This window comes from Nafulsella turpanensis ZLM-10, assembly GCF_000346615.1.
GTDB lineage: Bacteria > Bacteroidota > Bacteroidia > Cytophagales > Cyclobacteriaceae > Nafulsella > Nafulsella turpanensis.
This window is the reverse complement of record NZ_ANNU01000041.1, coordinates 13,941-31,012: the sequence shown is the minus strand read 5'-3', so window position 1 is coordinate 31,012 and position 17,072 is coordinate 13,941. Positions and strand designations below refer to the sequence as shown.

Sequence of the window (17,072 nt, the reverse complement as noted above, 5' to 3'; positions counted from 1 at the left end):
TTCAGCTCTACTTCAACTTACTTGAGTTGAAAAGGCGTGTCTAGGTAGCGTAGAGAACTGTTTTTTGGCTCCTAGCTCAGTTAAGAAAATTTAAAGGAAGAGATGTTGAGGAGGTCCTAATTGAGTCAATAAATCCTCTTAGTGGTACCTATAACAGGTGATTATGGTACCTATAAATTGTGTTGCATATTTTAGATAAAGTTGCTCTAATGCCTCGATTCAATGATTTTGGTCGAGTTTGGGAAATTTGGGGCTTAATTTTTTGGAAAAACTTTTTCACGGAGTACCTTAAACACAGGGTGCCCCCTTCTTTTTCCGTATTTTTATGAAAGGCGGGGGAGGGGGGGATACCGCTTTCCGGGGAGGGGGAGGCCCGGGGCGGAATATCACCACAACATATTGAGGTGCCAGAACATTGTATTTTCTCCACTGTAGCCCGAATTAAGCTGCCTTTTTTCAGGTTCATTACAAAAGAACAGATCGAAGCGGAAATAAGGTTGAAATGTTCTTTTATGAGTGTATCGCACAATTCTTAAACCGGTAAGGTATCTTCTTTCTTGTATTTCTTTTGCGAATTTAGCCACCACAAATTTCCCAAGATTAAAAAACTGTTCAACAGAAAGCTCTTCCAACTGGTGCTCAAGATGGCTTATCTTTAGGTGAGGCATATATTCCTGTAAGTTTATTTCCGACAATTTAATTTGGTTCCCAATAAATTCTGGAGGAAGGCCGAAGTCAAAAAGCTCGTCCTCCTCCTTACCCTCAGTATAAATATCCCAAAGAAAGTCATCATCTTCATAAATATACGGAAACATGAATTGCCGGGCGAGGACGTTCTGGGGCATAGAATTAGGCCCTGAAGGCTGGTGATAACTAAAAGTTTTAAGTGTTTTCTTCATACAATGTGGGAGTTTCCTTCCGCTACTATCATTGTTAAAATTTAATTACATTTAAATGTTAGGAGAATAGGTAGAAATTAATCTTCTCCTGTTGTAATAAATTCTTTGAGGAGTGGCCCTTTATAAGGTTACGACTCCTGCTTTGGGCCAATTTTTACTTTTATCCCATGTGCTGTCTTATTCATTTCAGTTATTTCCATTTGCTGACCATTGTAGTACCCTTTTATTACCCGGATAATTGTGGAGCCTTGTGAAGAAGCATCAGTGATTATATTATTGTTCTGGTCTACCAGTTGAATTAAAACACCCCCACGGTTTAAATAGAATTCCTTATCAAAGATTTTAACCTGAAGTTCATGAAGGTCTACATGGCGAAGATCTGCTTGGTTAAACCTTATTTCAACCGGCTTCTTCATTTTGTACTTCTTGCTAAATTCATCCTTCAGCTTTTCCTGTTGTTCCTTATTGAATGACTCAACCCTTTGCTTTATTGCTTCAGGTGAATGAAGGGTGACAAGTAGTTGGCAATGAGTAGGGGAAACTTCTATTACTTTTGCATCATAATTTGATGGGCTGAATCCATGAATGTCCACTATGTTTTGTGCAGAAAGCAAGTGCTTTTGAAAAACTCTCACGTATTTGTTTGGCACATCACCAATCTTACCATCACCGCCCACTGAACCGGATCCATATATCAGTATTCTATCCATTTCTGGCTTAGTCCACAGTTTTACATAATCACCCTTTTCTACTTCACTAAGGTTTTTCCGGAAAACATGATCAACATTGAAAATCAATGGCTGGTCATAATAGTCTGCAAGTTGTTTCCTTTTCAAGAAGTCGAAGAAGCCCATAAAAAAGTTTTAGTGAGAAGAGTAAATGGATTCCAATATAATAATTTCTTCTGTTAATCCTTTTATTCTGTCCTAATCCCTCTGATGGGTTATTCTGCGTAGGGCGGGAGGGTTAGGCTTCCTACCCAATTTAAGGGAAACCACACGGAAAGTTTTCTGATGTTTTTTGAACAAAATAAACCAAAGCAGGTACAATTTTGATAAGTCTATTCAAATACGAGTAAAAAGGAAACAATACAATGTTTTGAACAGAAGGGGAAATGTTCAGAAGCGTATGATCTTGCTTTTGCTTTAGTTAAAGCTTTACAGGTAAGTTAAAAGCTTCAGGGCAGAGAGGAGCTTTCAGTTGCCGGTAATGCAAATGCCGATCTTTTTATCAGGGGTGGTTTCAGGCTTTCCGTTTAATAGTTGATTCAGATCCGTTTAATCAACCACCGTTGAACAATATGTTTTAAATTAGTTCACCCTCTCTGTTAACTTTATTCCTTCAGAGAAAGGGATGGAAAGAAACTGCCTTTGAATCCTTACAGCTGTTTAAAATGATTAATGCCACAGCTACATAATATACTTTCAAATCCTGAATAAACGATGGGTTCATTTTTTAACAACCGTTTCCAGAGAGCACACCGCTTTTAATGAATTTTAGGGTGAAAGTGTAAGATTTTATACTATTCAATTGTTGTTTTGTCTCCTTTTCCATCTGGTTAATCCACCACTTTAATTAAGAATCAGAAAAACCCTCCATTCCTTCATTTCATAGTAGGGTTCATTTTGTAACAACTGGGGTTGTGGGAATTTAACAACCATAAAATGAAGTAGTTAGTAAATCGAATTTATTGATTTTTTGAGCTGGTTTCCTTCTTCTACATTTGTTTTCTCACTCACAAAGAACAATGAAAAACGAACTACTCAACCAAAGAACAATCAGTAGCAAATAAAATGAAGAAGTTGACTCAGACTTCCGTACTCCTGTAGATGATGAAGAATTTCAGATGGTCTTTAGCTAAAAAGAAGATATAAGTAACATCAATGAACTGCAAAAAGAAATTAAATCCCCTTTAACCTGAAGAACATGATTAAAGCACCAACCCCTACCAAGCAATTCTTCACCTGAATCACCTTGTACTGGCTTTGGACATCATCATTTCAGGGGCCGAGGAACTAAACGTGGAAAATACATTAATCACCGGTAAAGAAAACCAGTTCTGGAGCCTGAAATTGTGGAGTTATAATCCTCTGGGAGAGGAAGTGGTCTAAACCTTCAGATAAAGTTTAAACAGATAAAAGTCATTAAATGGCTAGAAAAGTGACCTAATTTGTTATAAAACTTATATGCTGACCGTATACTATTGAAGTTTTAAACAATTTATTAAATATGAAGGAAAGAGAATTAATTTCGGAAGAAGAAGACATCTACCAAAAGATTGAAGAACTCCAGCGGAAACAGGCTGCACGAATTCTTTTAATGTACCTTATGGATATTTATTTAATAAAGGGAGATGTAACAGAAGAAGCGGCTATTCAACTGGAGGAATACAGCACAAAGGCCAAAAAGTATTTCACTGGCTTTGAGGGAGTTCGAGAATCAGATGAAGATAAGATTCTGATCCCTTACGAAGCGGTAAACCTTATTCTATGGGATTTACACGCTAAGGATGGTGAAAAGTTAGATCGGTTTTTCAAAAAGAAACGAAAATGAACAAAAGAATATTTAACCACAGAAGAGGTAAGGTTCCTCCAGCTGATAAGGAAAGAGGAACCGAAATAAGAGAAGGCACAGCCGGAACAAAATCATTAGCTTCTTAATATTTCGAAAGTAGCAAATTGCTTGAAATGTTTCCGTCAGAAGGTTTATGATGTCCACCTTACAATGAATTGAAGGCTATGAGACCCACTGGAGAAAAGGGACTTCAGAAAGTAAGGGAGTAGGACTAATAGTTAAATGGAACAACTAAAAGAATAAAGAGAACCAGCTGATCAGGCTGGTTTTTTATTTACCGGCTTTCAGGTTCCATATTTACTGATGCAGGGTGTGCGTATATTGGTGACTACCGGAGCCTAGTGGAGGGTGTGCGTATATTTGTAAACTGATTAGGTATCAAACAAGCTACTTTGAGCACATTTTTCGAGCACATAAAATAAAAAACCCGCCTAATTCGTAAATTAAGCGGGTTTTTGTGATCCCATCAGGATTACATACCCACCAATAAACCCATTATATTTGCTTTAAATGAGGTTTAGAAAATAAATTCGTATACAAAATAGGATAAAATCGTATACATTTTTACCTTTGGGAAACATTTGTATTTAACCTCTATGGCCAAATTTTCCACAAAACCTTATCTGCTGAAAGCCCGAACTAATAAAGAAGGCTTGGCACCACTGAACATCCGGTACAATTACGATGGTAAAACCAATGGATTCAGCACCGGCCTTAAAATAAGACCTTCAGATTTTGATGACAAAAAGGGCATGGTTAAAAATTCAGTTAAGAATGCAGCTGAGACAAACAACATCCTGCGGAGCTATCAGACTGTGATCGAAGATTTAGCTGAGAAGCATAATGATCCTACCTATCAGAATATAAAGGAATTGGTGGCTGAACGCTTCATTGAAGTGAAGGTGGAAAGCCAGTATCATACTGAGGGTTGGAAGAAGCAAAAGGCAGAGATTAAGGAAATGGTCACTGAGGATGTGACGAAGGTGATGCTGTATAAGGTAAGGAATCTAGATAAGGAGATTGAAGAAGTACAGCAACGCCTGAATGAATTATTAGCACAAAGGGAAAAGTTTGCTAAGTCTGGTTTCTATGCTACTAATGCGGAAAAAACTCAGTACCTGGACTTGCTGAATAAATTCCCCAGCAAGTTTATACACTCAAAAAAGCGGGGCGTACAAAATATACAATCCTGGGTAAATAATTTGATCGGGTTTCATGAAAAAACTAACACGCCATACAGCTTTAAGATTTTCGATACTGACTTCTATCAGAAATACGCTAAATACCTGATGTATAACAGCGAGCATGATTATTACAACAACACCTTCGGCACAGCTATAAAAAGGCTTCAGAACTTCTTAAACTGGGTGCAGGACGTACATGGGGTAGAAGTAACAAAGCACTATAAGAAATACAAAGTAACTAAGGAAGAAAAGGAAATTGTTTACCTGGATGAAAAGGAATTAAACCTATTGTGGGCTTATCGGGATAAGGTGAAGCCACATGAAGTAAAATTTATTGATTTATGTGTATTTCAGAATCTAACCGGCCTGAGATATTCAGATGTAAACGCTAGTAACTGGAAAATTGAAAACGGTATCATGACCGGTAAGACAATAAAAACGAAAGGGAATTATCTGGTACCCTTGGAGTTAGATAGCCGTATTACTGAGATACTAGAGAAGTATAATTATAATCTGGGTATTGCTGCTGAACAGAAGTATAATGAAAATATTAAGCTCATACTGGAAGCACTTTATGTGAAAAATGATATCCATCAGAAGCCTATTAAAATTGTTAGGTACAAATTGGCTGAAGAGTTCGTTGAGCACCACATGAAACATAAACTAATGACAAGCCATTCAAACAGAAGGGGATTTTGCACCCGAATGTGGCAAGCTGGATATAGCGAACGTGATATTCTTCAAATGCTAGGGAGCAAAACAAATACAGAACTAAGGAAGTATGTAGCAAATACACAAGAAGATATTTTAAGGAAGGTAAGAGAAAAGCAGGCAGCGACTGTTTAATAAAATCGGAATACATGGAACCATTACTTTTATTCAGTATAATTTTTATCTCAGGTTCACTCTATGGGATATATGAGATATGGCGGGGCTATAAAGAGTTGAATGAAAAATAAGTTAATAACCACCTCACAAGGGTGGTTTTTTATTTAGCAAAAGCCTGCAAACTAAGCACTTATAAAAAGGTTTAAAAAAAGATCAATTATTTTTTCACCTACCTCAACCTTATTGCAAATTCTCAGGTCTTATATGTAGAAGGTTCATTCCTTCAACTGAAAAAATAAAATTGAGTAGAAGGCGAAAAAAAGAAAATAGCTGACTATTTATTAATGTGTGGGGTGAGGGTTTTGTCTCTCCCTTGCTTCACACTCTTTTTAAAAACAGAGACACAACATAAGGAACGTAAAGCAAATATGAAAAAAATTGAGACAGACAACCGTATTTTCGAACAGCAACAAAACATTAACCCTCAGCACCGCGATAAGCTTTGAGGAAATAATTAGAAGCATTCAGCAGGAGCATTACAGCCTGCAAATATCCGCTTACAGGGAAGCCAAAACCCTGGAACAGAAAGAACAAATATTATCCTTTATACCAGCTTTTGACCTGGAAGCCCTTCCAGGATTGGTATATGCAGAAACTCAATCTGAAGCCCTGGACTTCTCTTCTATTAGCTGCCTATATGCAGCATGGAAGCACCATTCCGGCACTGGTTACAGCCTACTATTATTAGCAGATAACTTCACAGCAGGAGAAGAAGCGGATGTGGTCAAAGCAATTGCTCAGGACTTTTCTTTCCAGACAACTGAATCAAGTGATACAGTAGTGTTTTCAACTGATCAGGAAGCTTATTACAATCCTGATGCCCTTCCATATTATCACTTCCCTGATTATACCCTTACGGCCACTGAAGCGGTAATGGAGGTGGAACAATCTATTCAGCAGCCTGCAAAAGATAGTAAATACACCTATGTATACGCTCAGGCTGTGAAGCAGATAGAAGCTCAAACCCTGGAATTTGAGGAAGGGGAAGAATTTAAACTGTATGATGAACCACAGCAGGTGATCGAGCAATTCAGGTGCAAAAATATTCCGGTCAAAAAGCAATATGGCGTGGCTAGAATAATAGCACAAAAGAAAATCTTAATCGGTGCAGCAAAAAGTTTGCATGAAGCTTCCATCAGGCTGGATTTTTTGGTGGGTGGTGATACTTTTTCAGTAAACTCTTTAACCGAAAAGCAGCTGACTGAAATATTTAATGAGGAGCTGGAAAAGTTTCATGAAGGGAAGATGCAGGTGCAGACAGTCACCAGGCATGGAAAAGTAAATCCTGCACTTACACGGAATCAGAAGCGGTCAGCATCCGGAAAGCTTTCAGGAGCAGTACGGAAAAAGAAAAGCAATACAAAGCCGCGGATTGAAGAAGCTATTGCAACACTTCAGGCAGAAGGAAAAAAGGCAACTACAAAAGCAATCAGTCAACTTTCAGGAGTGAGTACAGCAACAGTTGACCGGTACCGCAAAGAACAGAAGCTGATGAATCAGGAAGTACAAATGAAAAAAGCAGCATAATGGCAAAGCAATATTACATAGAACATTATCAAGAGAAGCCCAAAAAGAAAAAGAAAAGCAAGACCCAATGGGTAACAGTATTACCACCTGAAGGCTTTTTTGATGGTTCAACAGCTAAAAGGTTAAAAGAATTAAACGACAATAATCAATAAAAACTTACATGAAGGGATGAAAAACAGAAATTCCTGAAAGTCAAGACTATTTATAAATGAGCCTACAAATAAAGGGCTGAAAAGAGATGAACAACAACAATTTAAACAAACACAATGATGAAAGTGGATTTGAACTAATTCACATTAATGAAGAGAATCAGACAGTAAGTGCACGTGCGCTTTACCATTTCTTAGAGCCTGACACAAAGTTCACCATGTGGATGGAAAGAGCGCTGGAATATGGGTTTGAGGAAGGGAATGATTTTATCCCACTTTTGGGAAATAATGGAAAGCGCGGAAGACCGAAAAAAGATTATGCACTTACCCTGGACACCGCAAAAGAAATTGCAATGATTCAGCGAAGTGAAAAAGGAAAGCAAGCCCGGCAATATTTCATAGAAGCAGAAAAGCAGCTTCAGCAAGTGAAGGAAGTAATAAAAGAAGCCCTTCCACAGCAGGAGATTTTTCAGGTTCCCCAAAGTTTTTCAGAAGCCTTAATGCTGGCAGCTAAACAGCAGGAGGTAATTGAACAGAAAGAACAGCAACTTCTTCTTCAGGCACCTAAAGTTCAAACATTTGACCGCGTAATGAGTGCGGAAGGTGAACTAGATATGGGTGTGGTTGCAAAACAGCTGGGAATAGGAAAGAATAAGTTCTTCTTCATGCTTCGTGATCTGAATGTACTTATATCAGGAGGCCCTCAGCACAACACCCCTTATCAGCGGTACGCTCATCACTTTAAAGTAATTACTACTACAAAAACAGGTTATAACGAAGTGATCACAAAAACATTAATGAAACCTTCCGGCCTGGAATGGTTAACGCGGATGATCAATAAAGTCCCTGGGGTAATTGAACAATACAAATAAGAACCATTTAAAATAAAAAATAAACTGAAGGGCCGGTGATGCCGGTACCCTCTTTACAACAATGATAAAATATACAGTAACTAAAAGAATCGGGCTGAAGAATCATCATTTCCAGATCCAGGGGAATAACCTTTTTGAAGTGGTATCAGAAGCTAATAAACTAAGCTTTCCGGATGTTCATTGCTGTGGCCTATGCGGAAGTCAGCACCTGGATTTAATGAGTAGGAAGGCACAGGATAAATATAAGTACACCTTTTTGCGGTGCTGGGATTGTTCCGCTGAATTGACTTTTGGGCAGAAGATGGAAGAACCTGATACCTTTTATTTAAGGAAAAATACTACCGGCCAATATGATTGGCAAAGGCAGGAAAAAAAATAAGTTGATAATCCAGCTTTTTGAAAAGTTGCGACTATTTATAATAAACAAAGAACAATGAGTGAAAAAGAAAACATAATTATAGGAATCATTACCCTTCTGTTAATCGGTGGAATAGGGTGGTTACTTGCTGCAAAGTTTGGAGCAGTGGCATTAATAGCAGCATTACTTATTATAGTAGTGTTTCAGCTAACATCAGTAAACGCAAATCTTACAGAGCAAAACAAAAAGCTGGAAGACGTAAATGAAAAATTAAAGAGAAGATGAAACAGGAGGAAGCAATTAAGATACTAATCCAGGCAGCGGAATTAGCAAATAAAAGGGGAGCATTCAGCCTTACAGAATCAAAACAGGTGGCCTTAGCGGTAGAAGCTTTCCAGGTGCAGGAAGAGCAGCCTGAAGCATAAGAATTAATAAATAAGTACTGAAGGTATTGGTGATGCCGGTACCCTCTTTGAAGGTAATAAGAATGAAGAATAAAAGTAAAAAAGATAAGTACGTGGTGAAGTTACAACGTGCTATTCTGGAAGCCCTTTTTGAAGGCAAATAATAAATAAGTAAGTGAAGCAGGGGATTCTGTTCCCTGCCTCTTTTAAACAAACAATAAATTGAATACTAATATAGATAAGAAGGCTTTCAATGTAGCCTTTCAGGAATACATTAACATATCTGATCAGGCAGAAGCAAACAGGTTTTACAATAAACATATCCATGCTGATCTTTTAACAATCATCAGCAATGCCCTTCATCATTGGGACTTCAGTTGTTCATCATTGGTTTACGAAGATACCGTTGCAGACCTGCTTTTTCACATTCAGTATAAAAAGGAAAAGGGTGTATTGAACCAATATGCAACCGGTAAGAACAACTATTATAATTTAGTCTTTAGCATTATCCTGAATAAGTTCAGGGATATCTGCAAAGGTCTTAAGATTAAGGAACGTAAGCTTAATAAGATGTTGGAACTAGCAGCTGAACACCTGCTTCAAAGTACTGAGGTAGATGAAGAGGAAGAAGTAAAAGAGGGTTTCAGCCTATCATATAACAACACCGTTACGTTCAGCGCGGAGCCTCTTAATAAGAAGATGCAGATGATCAGTAAGAAGCTGATGGATCTTACCCACCTCACCACTGATGACCGGCAGACGGTAGCCGATATTCTGGAAAGTGGTTTTGCAGAAGCTATCACCACAAAGGATCCTGATACTGGCATTCATTATATCAACCTTATTATTCATCCGGAACTGAGGAAGCTGATCGGGAATGTCTGATAAGATCAGGATAAGGAACCACCGCTTTTATTCATCAGCAGCATGGCAGAAGGTGAGGGTGATGAAGTTACAGCATAATCCGCTTTGTGAGGAGTGTGAACGGCAAGGGATCCTTAACCCCGGCAATGAGATTGACCACATTATTAGCATCACCATCAGGTGGGATCTTAGACTTTCATGGGACAACCTTCAGACCTTATGTAAGCCGTGCCACAGCCGGAAGACGATGGAAGAGAATAAAGAAGCAATGAATCCTAAACCGATTGATCAGATGGCACGGAAGCTTAAGGATCTTCTTAAATAAAGCTTGTTTGATTGAATTGTTCATTTTATATTTATTATTTAAACCATACAATATTTTATGAAAAACCTCTTACTCTTATTAACACTCGTTTTACTTTCCCTGCCGGGGATGACCCAGAACCCTGATAAAGTAACAATGAAGAATGGGACTGTTTATGATGTTCGAATAGTAGAAGAAACCGATGAGCACGTTCATTTCTACCTGTTAGATGATAGTACAAAAGAGGTAAAAGAAGTGCGTAAAACCTTCCTGTCAGATGTAGAATATTTTAAGATACCACGGAAGGTGAATCTTATCAATATCATTCACCCAAACCTGAAGGGTGATGAACTATTTAAAAGTGTTGGCATAATGTTAAGGGATGAAGGTTTTGTTTTTGAGAATGTGGATAAGGACTTCTGGACACTTACAACTAAGCCAAAGGATGGGAAGCACAGTATCACCTATTGGTTTAATGTTTCTGTTTCAGGTGATAAAATCATAATGTCAGCTTATGGAGATAACGGCTTGGAGCTAGATTTCGGTAGTGTAAGTATTGCATCTTCTAAAGGTGGGACAAGAGGTGAAAACGCTGGAATGAAGAACAGCTTGATTAACTATCCTTTTGAGATGATGAATACCTTTGCACGTAAGTATGCCCATAAGAACGGTGGGACAATAGAGTACATCCGGGAATAAGAAAGCAATAATAAATAAGTGTAGGGCTACTGGAAACGGTGGCCCTTTTTTTTGTGCCCGTCCCTCTAATCGTTTATTCCAGATGTAGGGGGGAGGGTTAGGCTTTCTATCTATTTTAAGGGAAACCACCTGCCCAGTTTTCTCACATTTTTTTGAAGGAAAAAAGGGGTGGGGGGTACCCCTTGCAAAACTGGATAAATCAAACATGAGCAGCAAAAAAGCAATCGTACAATATTTAGAGGAAAAAGGCACGTATACACCTGCTTATGACTTCCACATAGAATTGCTTTTGCACCAGCTCAAACTTTACCGGCAAGCAAAGAAGCTTCTGAATGAAGAGGGTTTATCTGTGGCTGGTAATGCTGAAGGAACATTTTTAGTCCGGAACCAGCACCTTAAAACCCTCACTGAATGCATTCATAATATCAAAACATTATCCAGATCGTTAGGGCTTTCTGTAGCTGATTCAATCATCTTTAAAGAGTTGAATGGGGATGCTCAGGAAGATGATGGGTTCGATGAACTGGAATGACAGAGAAGCAAAAACAGTTCATTCAGGGGTGTTATACGAAGCTAGAAGGATATGTTAAGGATGTAACTGAAGGTAATATTTTAGTTAACCAGGATGTTTTAAAAGCGGTCCAGAGATACCAACGTGACCGCGATTCTGATAAGTGGCAGTTCCGAACGGATAAGCTGGATAAGTTCTTCCACTTCCTCACTTACATAAGGATTAACCAGGAAGATAATTACGTTCCTTTCCAGCCTGAACCATGGCAGGTATTTTATTTCTCAAACATTTACGGCTTCTATTACAAAGGCACTGACCGTAGGAGATTCACCACCAGCTTCCTGACCATTGCCCGGAAGAACGGGAAGACCACCTTAGCAATGATCCAAAGCCTTTACCACCTTTCCAGGGACGGACAGCAGGATGCGCAGGTGTATGTAGTGAGTGCTAACAGTAGGCTTTCAGGCGTGGGCTTAGATCAGGCAAAAAACATTGTAAGCCATTCACCTGCTTTGAAGAAGCGGATGCGGAACATGCAGTATTCCGTACGCTTCCAGAATAGCAAAACAAACAACTTCCTTAAGGCAAGCACCGGTGATGCTGATTCACTTAATTCCATCCGTCCGGCTGCTATCATCTTTGATGAATCGCATTTGTACCAAGGGCCGGAGCTTATCGACATGGGCAAAAGTGGACAGGTGGGTGTTAATAATCCCTTATGTTCCATCATTACCACCAGGGGGAACAACACAACAGGCTGGTTTCAATTTGATTATGAACAGTATTTAAGGAAGGTCCTGGATCAGGAAGCTGAGGATGAAAGTACTTTCATTCTAATGTACGGGCTGCATTCAGTTGATGAGGTAGGGCAACCAGAATGCTGGATAAAGGCAAACCCGAACCTTGCTAATCCTAAAATTTTAACCCTGGACCAGCTGACTGATGTATATGAACAAAAGCGGTACCGGCTGACAGGTTTAAGGAACTTTGTAATTTTCAATCTGAACCTATGGTGGACTGGTGCGGATGATGGATATATATCAGAAGATGATCTGAATGAAGTCTTTGTTGATGAGATACTTGAAGAGTTGATTGAAGGTGAAGGTTGCTTCATGGGGATTGACCTTTCTTCGCATAAGGATATTTCAGCTATATCTTTAATCTTTCCACCTTCCGACAGGCACGAAGAATATATTATCAAAAACTATAACATTAAAACAAACGGAAAGAGGGTACGGAAGACCGGTATTGATATACAACCATGGATCACTTCAGGTGATGTAATAGAACTGGAATCTGATCTGATTGATTACAACTTCCTGTTTAACCTGATTGATGAACTTACCGATAAATACTATATCCAGAAAATGGGTTTTGACTTCTATAACAGTCATTTATTGATACCCCGGGTAAAGAATGATCTGGCAATTGAGGGTGTGGAGATCAGACAAACACCACAGTATTTTAACATGCCGATGAAGATGCTGGAAAAGCTGGTATATGATAAGGAAGTAATTATTAATAATCAGTGTACGAAGTGGCAGTTCGGGAATGTGGTGGTTTATGAAGACACAAACGGGAATATGAAGCCGGTAAAGAAAAAGAATAAGGATTCAATTGACTCAGTTGTTGCTATTCTAAACGGTATGGCTGCAATGCTGGGTGTGATGGGAGAAGCGCAATTCAGCTATTAAACAAAAAACCCGGCTATTAAACCGGGTTCCTTTTAAAAACTTACCTGTGATAGTTCCCTTCCTACCTCACGGACACCATTCAGAATCTTCTGAACCTGCTTTTCAGATGGTTTCTTTTTGCCGGTCACATACTGACTTAACAAAGTTTTATTCATTCCTACCTTTTTTGATAAGGCAGCTGCATTAATGACGGGATAAAGTTTAAAGAAAGAGGAAAGATCAACTATAAAAACCAGCTGATCCATGGTGAATTCTTTGCCCTTATCTTCATGATAAAAGTTCAGGCCATATAAGACTTCATTCTTAATTTCCTCAATGCTATCACCACCAACGGCAACAGGATATTCTTCAGTATATGCACTATATCCGGTTGATGTTTTTTCAATCACTACATTTACTTTTTCCTTTTTCATATTTTACGATTTAAAGTTTAACGGTTAAGGGTATGAAAAGCAGGACTATTTAAGCCCTGCATCTTTAAGAATTTTGTTACAAGTTCCGGTGGCTACTTCCTGACTACCATGGAAAGCAAAGTTGACCTCACCTTCCTTAATCGGGTGCCTTAAAATTTTATGGCTTCCTTTACCTTCCCGGTAAACGTACCAACCATCCTTTTTTAACTTCTTAAATAATTCGCTGCTTTTCATATTCTAAAGGTATACAAATGTATACTTAGTTCCAAGTGTTTTGGTAAATAAATGTTTACTTTTTATCTAATCGTTTATTGAAGGGAAACCGGAACTGAATGGGCCTATTTGATAAACTCTTTAACAGCACAAAAAACTTTACAGTATATCATCCGAACTTGAATTTTAATGACCAGGTGAATCAGGATTTTGATGTGAACACAGGGATTCTTAGCACCCTTCTTAGCTGCCATAAAATCTTAAGTGAAGCAGTGGCAAAGCTGCCTATTGAGATATACAAAACTACTGATGAAGCTGGTAAGCTGAAGGATAAAGCACATATCCTTTACCGGCTGATACATGACAGCCCTAACAACTATCAAACCAGCACACAATTCTTCAAAACTTTAGAGTACCACCGGAACCACTATGGTGATGCATTTGCAAAGATTCACCGCAAAAACGGTAAGCCTTCCAGCTTTGAAATAATTCACCCTACAGAGATCAAAGGATATAAGCTTCAGGGCGGTCAGCTTTACTTCTACAGGGTAGACCAGGACGGAGTTGAAGAAGTTCTGAATAATGATAATGTACTTCACTTTGCCTTCCTCAGTGAAAACGGGATCATGGGAATCAAACCCACGGAAGCGCTTTATTCTGAACTGAATAATATCTACCAGGGGAAAAGCACCTTAAACAATGCTTACAGGAATAATCTGAATGTAAATAAGGCCATTGAAACCAGTGTCAGCAACTTCGGAGCCAAGGGTGTGGAAGAGTCAATCAGCAAATTAAAGGAAGATTATCAGGGTTCAGTGAATGCTGGTAAGGTTCCGTTCCTTCCAGCTGGCTTCAAAATTGTAACCATCCCTCAGAGCAGCTTTCAGGATGCTCAGGTGTTGGAATCTATGCGCTTCAGCAAAGCAGATATATATGAATTCTATGGGATTCCAGTCCCTGAAAAGAAAGCATTCAATTCAATTGAACAGGAAACACTGAATTTTAAAACAAACACCCTTCAGCCTATTGCACGGATGTACCGGCAGGAACTGGAAAAGAAGCTTTTAACAGATCAGGATATTGCTGAAAGTGTATCAATAGAATTTAACCTTAATGCACTTGTGGAGGTGGACCAGAACACACGGATCAACAACCTTAAAACCCTTCATTCCATGGGTGTGGTCACTGCAAATGCTATCGCTAAACTGGAAGGCTTTGAAACTTTTGAAGGTGGTGATTATCATTATATGCAAATGCAATATCAGCCTTTAGAACTTCAGGGAAAACCAACTGAAGAAAATCAGCCTATCATGGAAGTGTCATCTGAGATTGAAGGGGATGAAATTGAAACCCCTGTGGATGTAGAGGCACAGGCGAAAGCAGCCCTTAAAGGATCAGTTGGTGGTGTGCAGGGAATCTTATCTATTCAGCAACAAGTGTCACAGGGTATTACCTCTTATGAATCAGCGCTTGCAATTCTTGAATTAATCTACGGGATTAATCCAGAAAATGGTAAGAAGATACTAGGGGAAGAGATTAAACAGGAAGAAGAATGAAAGAGAAAAGAATATTAATAGGTGCTGAGTTTAACACCAGGGCTTTAAAAGACGAAGCAGGGAATAAAATTATAGAAGGTTATGCAGCTGTCTTTAACCACAGAAGTAAGCTGCTGTTTGAGAACGGAAAGCTGTTTTATGAGGTGATTGAACGGGGTGCTTTTGATGATGTACTGAAGGCTGAAGATTTAGATGTGGTCTTTACTTATCAGCACAACCGGAACGAACCTTTAAGCAGGCTGAACCGGTCCAAAGGTGTGGAAACATTGACCCTTTCAACTGATGAAAAAGGGCTGTTCTTCAGGGCAATTCTGAATGATACCACCACCGCGAATGATACTTATAAAAGGATTGATTCAGGGGAGGTCTTTGAATGTAGTTTTGTCTTTACAGTGACAAAGGAACATGAACGCTGGGAGCGTGATGAAGAGGGGAATAACATCCGTTACATTAGCAAAATTAATTCCCTTCATGATGTAGCTGCTGTGGTGGATGGTGCTTATTCCAGTACTGATATAGCTGTTGCACAACGGTCTTTTGAAGAGTTTCAGGAGCAGGGACAACCGGTGGTGGAAGAAGTGCCTGACACCTATTTTGATCAGCTGAAGATTGAGATTTTAAAGCTTAGTTAAGAATCGTTTATTCCTGTATAAAAGCAAAAGAAGCATGAATAAAAGAGTAAACGAGCTTAAAGAACAAAGAGCAAATAAAATTAAAGAATTGACTTCCATAACCGAAAAAGCAGAGCAGGAAAAGAGATTCAAAAACCCTGAAGAGCTTGAAAAGTGGGATGCAATTAAGCAGCTGATTGAAGAACTGGATGCTGAAATTTCTACTGTAGAAGAGGAAGAAAGATTCAACCTGACCTTACTGAAAGGCGATATGAAAAAAGAAGTGGAAACAAAAGAACAAAAGGAAGTACGTAAGTACGATATTTCAAAAGCGGTTTCAGGATTCCTGAATGGAAAACTGGAAGGCTTTGAAGCTGAGATGCACCAGGAAGGCGTTAATCAAATGCGTTCCCATGGTCACACAGCATCAGGTTTAGTGATTCCTGAGCAGGTTAAGCGTAGTTTTACAGCTGCCGGTCAGAGTGGTCACATTCAGCAGTTATCTGAATTAAGCGGTGCTGCTGTTGAAGGTGGAATCCTGGAAAAATTAGGGGTAACTGTTTATAATAATGCATCTGCTAATATCGCGTTGAACTTCTCAAAAGGTCTGAATGCAGGAATTTATGAAGAGGGTGTTGCAGTAAGTGAATCTACTTATGCAGAGAAAACAGCCGTACTTTCTGCTAAGAGAATACAGGGTTGGAAGAACTTCAGCCGTTCATATCTGGCACAAACTGCTACAATGCCTGACTTCTTAGCTCAGATGGAAAGAGCAATTGAAAAAGCGGTATCTGAAGACATTATTAAGAAAATTGTTGGAGATTCTTATATGACCTTAACCGGACGTGATGAAGCTGCTGCCGGGGCTGTATTGGTGTGGAAAGATTTAATGAAACTGAAGGCCGGGGTTGAAGTTGATGATATCGTGAACGGTCGCTTTATCGCTGGTAAAGAACTTTACAATGAACTGAAGTCTATCAGTAAGGACACTGGAAGCGGAAGGTTTATCCTGGAAGGTGATGTAATCGATGGTGATCAGGCGGTGAATGGTGGTACAAAGGTTCCATTCGTACCTGCAACAACTGGTACTACTCCAACAGCTGCAAAATATAAACTGATTTACGGTGATTTTAAAGAAGCTTATGCAGCTTACTTCTCAGGTGCAACTGAAATTCTTATGGACCCTTTCACTGCATCTAACTCAGGTAACATTAAAGTCACTTTCCTCAGAATGGGATCAACTGCTGTGAATCCTTACGCTTTCCGTTCAATCCAGAACGTGAACTTGTAATTAAGTAATAAGTAATTTGTTTTTAAAGGGACTGCCGTGATGGTGGTCCTTTTTTTATGTA

The 17,072-nt window shown here is 39.0% G+C and carries 19 protein-coding genes; 15 read left to right on the top strand and 4 right to left on the bottom strand.

Annotated elements, in window-relative coordinates; all coding sequences use genetic code 11:
* Positions 1-386: 386 nt before the first annotated feature.
* On the bottom strand, positions 387-845 hold the full coding sequence (locus F752_RS0115910) for a hypothetical protein (protein ID WP_160164124.1): 459 nt from the start codon (positions 843-845) through the stop codon (positions 387-389).
* 182 nt (positions 846-1,027) lie between these two features.
* A complete protein-coding gene (locus F752_RS0115905; RefSeq protein ID WP_017732738.1) occupies positions 1,028-1,753 on the bottom strand; it encodes a hypothetical protein in 726 nt (241 codons plus the stop codon).
* 1,375 nt (positions 1,754-3,128) lie between these two features.
* Between F752_RS0115905 and F752_RS0115895 the strand changes: the two genes are divergently transcribed.
* The 12 genes from F752_RS0115895 (at position 3,129) to F752_RS0115825 (ending at position 12,927) form a co-directional block, all read left to right on the top strand.
* The gene (locus tag F752_RS0115895) at positions 3,129-3,452 is read left to right on the top strand and encodes a hypothetical protein (RefSeq protein WP_017732737.1); all 324 of its coding nucleotides are present in this window, start codon (positions 3,129-3,131) and stop codon (positions 3,450-3,452) included.
* Between the two features lie 617 nt (positions 3,453-4,069).
* Positions 4,070-5,503 carry a tyrosine-type recombinase/integrase gene (locus F752_RS0115885; RefSeq protein WP_017732735.1) on the top strand — a complete coding sequence of 478 codons (1,434 nt, stop codon included), beginning with the start codon at positions 4,070-4,072 and terminating at the stop codon, positions 5,501-5,503.
* A 420-nt stretch (positions 5,504-5,923) separates the two neighbouring features.
* A complete protein-coding gene (locus F752_RS0115880) occupies positions 5,924-7,072 on the top strand; it encodes a hypothetical protein (RefSeq protein WP_017732734.1) in 1,149 nt (382 codons plus the stop codon).
* Positions 7,072-7,224 (top strand): hypothetical protein, encoded by a 153-nt coding sequence (locus F752_RS26280; protein WP_017732733.1) that lies wholly within the window; start codon positions 7,072-7,074, stop codon positions 7,222-7,224. The genes F752_RS0115880 and F752_RS26280 overlap by 1 nt, the downstream gene beginning before the upstream one ends.
* Positions 7,225-7,310: 86 nt before the next feature.
* Positions 7,311-8,093: an antA/AntB antirepressor family protein gene (locus F752_RS24375; protein WP_017732732.1), complete on the top strand. Its 783-nt coding sequence runs from the start codon at positions 7,311-7,313 to the stop codon at positions 8,091-8,093.
* Between the two features lie 433 nt (positions 8,094-8,526).
* Positions 8,527-8,736, top strand: coding sequence for a hypothetical protein (locus tag F752_RS0115860; RefSeq protein ID WP_017732730.1), 210 nt, complete (start codon positions 8,527-8,529; stop codon positions 8,734-8,736).
* Positions 8,733-8,876, top strand: coding sequence for a hypothetical protein (locus F752_RS26275; RefSeq protein WP_017732729.1), 144 nt, complete (start codon positions 8,733-8,735; stop codon positions 8,874-8,876). The genes F752_RS0115860 and F752_RS26275 overlap by 4 nt, the downstream gene beginning before the upstream one ends.
* 201 nt (positions 8,877-9,077) lie before the next feature.
* Positions 9,078-9,740: a hypothetical protein gene (locus F752_RS0115845; RefSeq protein WP_017732727.1), complete on the top strand. Its 663-nt coding sequence runs from the start codon at positions 9,078-9,080 to the stop codon at positions 9,738-9,740.
* Positions 9,733-10,044, top strand: a complete 312-nt coding sequence (locus tag F752_RS24370) for an HNH endonuclease (protein WP_017732726.1) — start codon at positions 9,733-9,735, stop codon at positions 10,042-10,044. Before F752_RS0115845 ends, F752_RS24370 begins: the two co-directional genes overlap by 8 nt.
* A 57-nt stretch (positions 10,045-10,101) precedes the next feature.
* Positions 10,102-10,722 (top strand): hypothetical protein, encoded by a 621-nt coding sequence (locus tag F752_RS0115835; protein ID WP_017732725.1) that lies wholly within the window; start codon positions 10,102-10,104, stop codon positions 10,720-10,722.
* A 205-nt stretch (positions 10,723-10,927) separates the two neighbouring features.
* Positions 10,928-11,254, top strand: a complete 327-nt coding sequence (locus tag F752_RS0115830; RefSeq protein ID WP_017732724.1) for a P27 family phage terminase small subunit — start codon at positions 10,928-10,930, stop codon at positions 11,252-11,254.
* Positions 11,251-12,927 (top strand): terminase large subunit, encoded by a 1,677-nt coding sequence (locus F752_RS0115825; protein WP_017732723.1) that lies wholly within the window; start codon positions 11,251-11,253, stop codon positions 12,925-12,927. The genes F752_RS0115830 and F752_RS0115825 overlap by 4 nt, the downstream gene beginning before the upstream one ends.
* Before the next feature lie 32 nt (positions 12,928-12,959).
* Here F752_RS0115825 and F752_RS0115820 read toward each other — a convergent pair whose 3' ends face one another.
* Together F752_RS0115820 and F752_RS27010 are read right to left on the bottom strand one after the other, a co-directional pair.
* The gene (locus F752_RS0115820; protein WP_017732722.1) at positions 12,960-13,340 is read right to left on the bottom strand and encodes a helix-turn-helix domain-containing protein; all 381 of its coding nucleotides are present in this window, start codon (positions 13,338-13,340) and stop codon (positions 12,960-12,962) included.
* 45 nt (positions 13,341-13,385) lie between these two features.
* Entirely contained in the window at positions 13,386-13,574 is a 189-nt protein-coding gene (locus F752_RS27010) for a type II toxin-antitoxin system HicA family toxin (RefSeq protein WP_017732721.1), read from the bottom strand.
* A 98-nt stretch (positions 13,575-13,672) separates the two neighbouring features.
* Here F752_RS27010 and F752_RS0115810 point away from each other — a divergent pair, with 98 nt between their 5' ends.
* The 3 genes from F752_RS0115810 to F752_RS0115800 are packed head-to-tail and all read left to right on the top strand — an operon-like array spanning position 13,673 to position 17,011.
* Positions 13,673-15,109 carry a phage portal protein gene (locus tag F752_RS0115810; RefSeq protein ID WP_017732720.1) on the top strand — a complete coding sequence of 479 codons (1,437 nt, stop codon included), beginning with the start codon at positions 13,673-13,675 and terminating at the stop codon, positions 15,107-15,109.
* Positions 15,106-15,741, top strand: coding sequence for an HK97 family phage prohead protease (locus F752_RS0115805; protein ID WP_017732719.1), 636 nt, complete (start codon positions 15,106-15,108; stop codon positions 15,739-15,741). The genes F752_RS0115810 and F752_RS0115805 overlap by 4 nt, the downstream gene beginning before the upstream one ends.
* A gap of 34 nt (positions 15,742-15,775) precedes the next feature.
* Positions 15,776-17,011, top strand: coding sequence for a phage major capsid protein (locus tag F752_RS0115800; protein WP_017732718.1), 1,236 nt, complete (start codon positions 15,776-15,778; stop codon positions 17,009-17,011).
* Positions 17,012-17,072: the final 61 nt, after the last annotated feature.

Excerpts from the sequence above, each read along its gene's own strand:
- F752_RS0115910 (WP_160164124.1), bottom strand. The coding sequence starts at position 845 with ATGCCCCAGAACGTCCTCGCCCGGCAATTCATGTTTCCGTATATTTAT.
- F752_RS0115905 (WP_017732738.1), bottom strand. The coding sequence starts at position 1,753 with ATGGGCTTCTTCGACTTCTTGAAAAGGAAACAACTTGCAGACTATTAT.
- F752_RS0115895 (WP_017732737.1), top strand. The coding sequence starts at position 3,129 with ATGAAGGAAAGAGAATTAATTTCGGAAGAAGAAGACATCTACCAAAAG.
- F752_RS0115885 (WP_017732735.1), top strand. The coding sequence starts at position 4,070 with ATGGCCAAATTTTCCACAAAACCTTATCTGCTGAAAGCCCGAACTAAT.
- F752_RS26280 (WP_017732733.1), top strand. The coding sequence starts at position 7,072 with ATGGCAAAGCAATATTACATAGAACATTATCAAGAGAAGCCCAAAAAG.
- F752_RS24375 (WP_017732732.1), top strand. The coding sequence starts at position 7,311 with ATGAACAACAACAATTTAAACAAACACAATGATGAAAGTGGATTTGAA.
- F752_RS0115860 (WP_017732730.1), top strand. The coding sequence starts at position 8,527 with ATGAGTGAAAAAGAAAACATAATTATAGGAATCATTACCCTTCTGTTA.
- F752_RS26275 (WP_017732729.1), top strand. The coding sequence starts at position 8,733 with ATGAAACAGGAGGAAGCAATTAAGATACTAATCCAGGCAGCGGAATTA.
- F752_RS24370 (WP_017732726.1), top strand. The coding sequence starts at position 9,733 with ATGTCTGATAAGATCAGGATAAGGAACCACCGCTTTTATTCATCAGCA.
- F752_RS0115835 (WP_017732725.1), top strand. The coding sequence starts at position 10,102 with ATGAAAAACCTCTTACTCTTATTAACACTCGTTTTACTTTCCCTGCCG.
- F752_RS0115830 (WP_017732724.1), top strand. The coding sequence starts at position 10,928 with ATGAGCAGCAAAAAAGCAATCGTACAATATTTAGAGGAAAAAGGCACG.
- F752_RS0115825 (WP_017732723.1), top strand. The coding sequence starts at position 11,251 with ATGACAGAGAAGCAAAAACAGTTCATTCAGGGGTGTTATACGAAGCTA.
- F752_RS0115820 (WP_017732722.1), bottom strand. The coding sequence starts at position 13,340 with ATGAAAAAGGAAAAAGTAAATGTAGTGATTGAAAAAACATCAACCGGA.
- F752_RS27010 (WP_017732721.1), bottom strand. The coding sequence starts at position 13,574 with ATGAAAAGCAGCGAATTATTTAAGAAGTTAAAAAAGGATGGTTGGTAC.
- F752_RS0115810 (WP_017732720.1), top strand. The coding sequence starts at position 13,673 with ATGGGCCTATTTGATAAACTCTTTAACAGCACAAAAAACTTTACAGTA.
- F752_RS0115805 (WP_017732719.1), top strand. The coding sequence starts at position 15,106 with ATGAAAGAGAAAAGAATATTAATAGGTGCTGAGTTTAACACCAGGGCT.
- F752_RS0115800 (WP_017732718.1), top strand. The coding sequence starts at position 15,776 with ATGAATAAAAGAGTAAACGAGCTTAAAGAACAAAGAGCAAATAAAATT.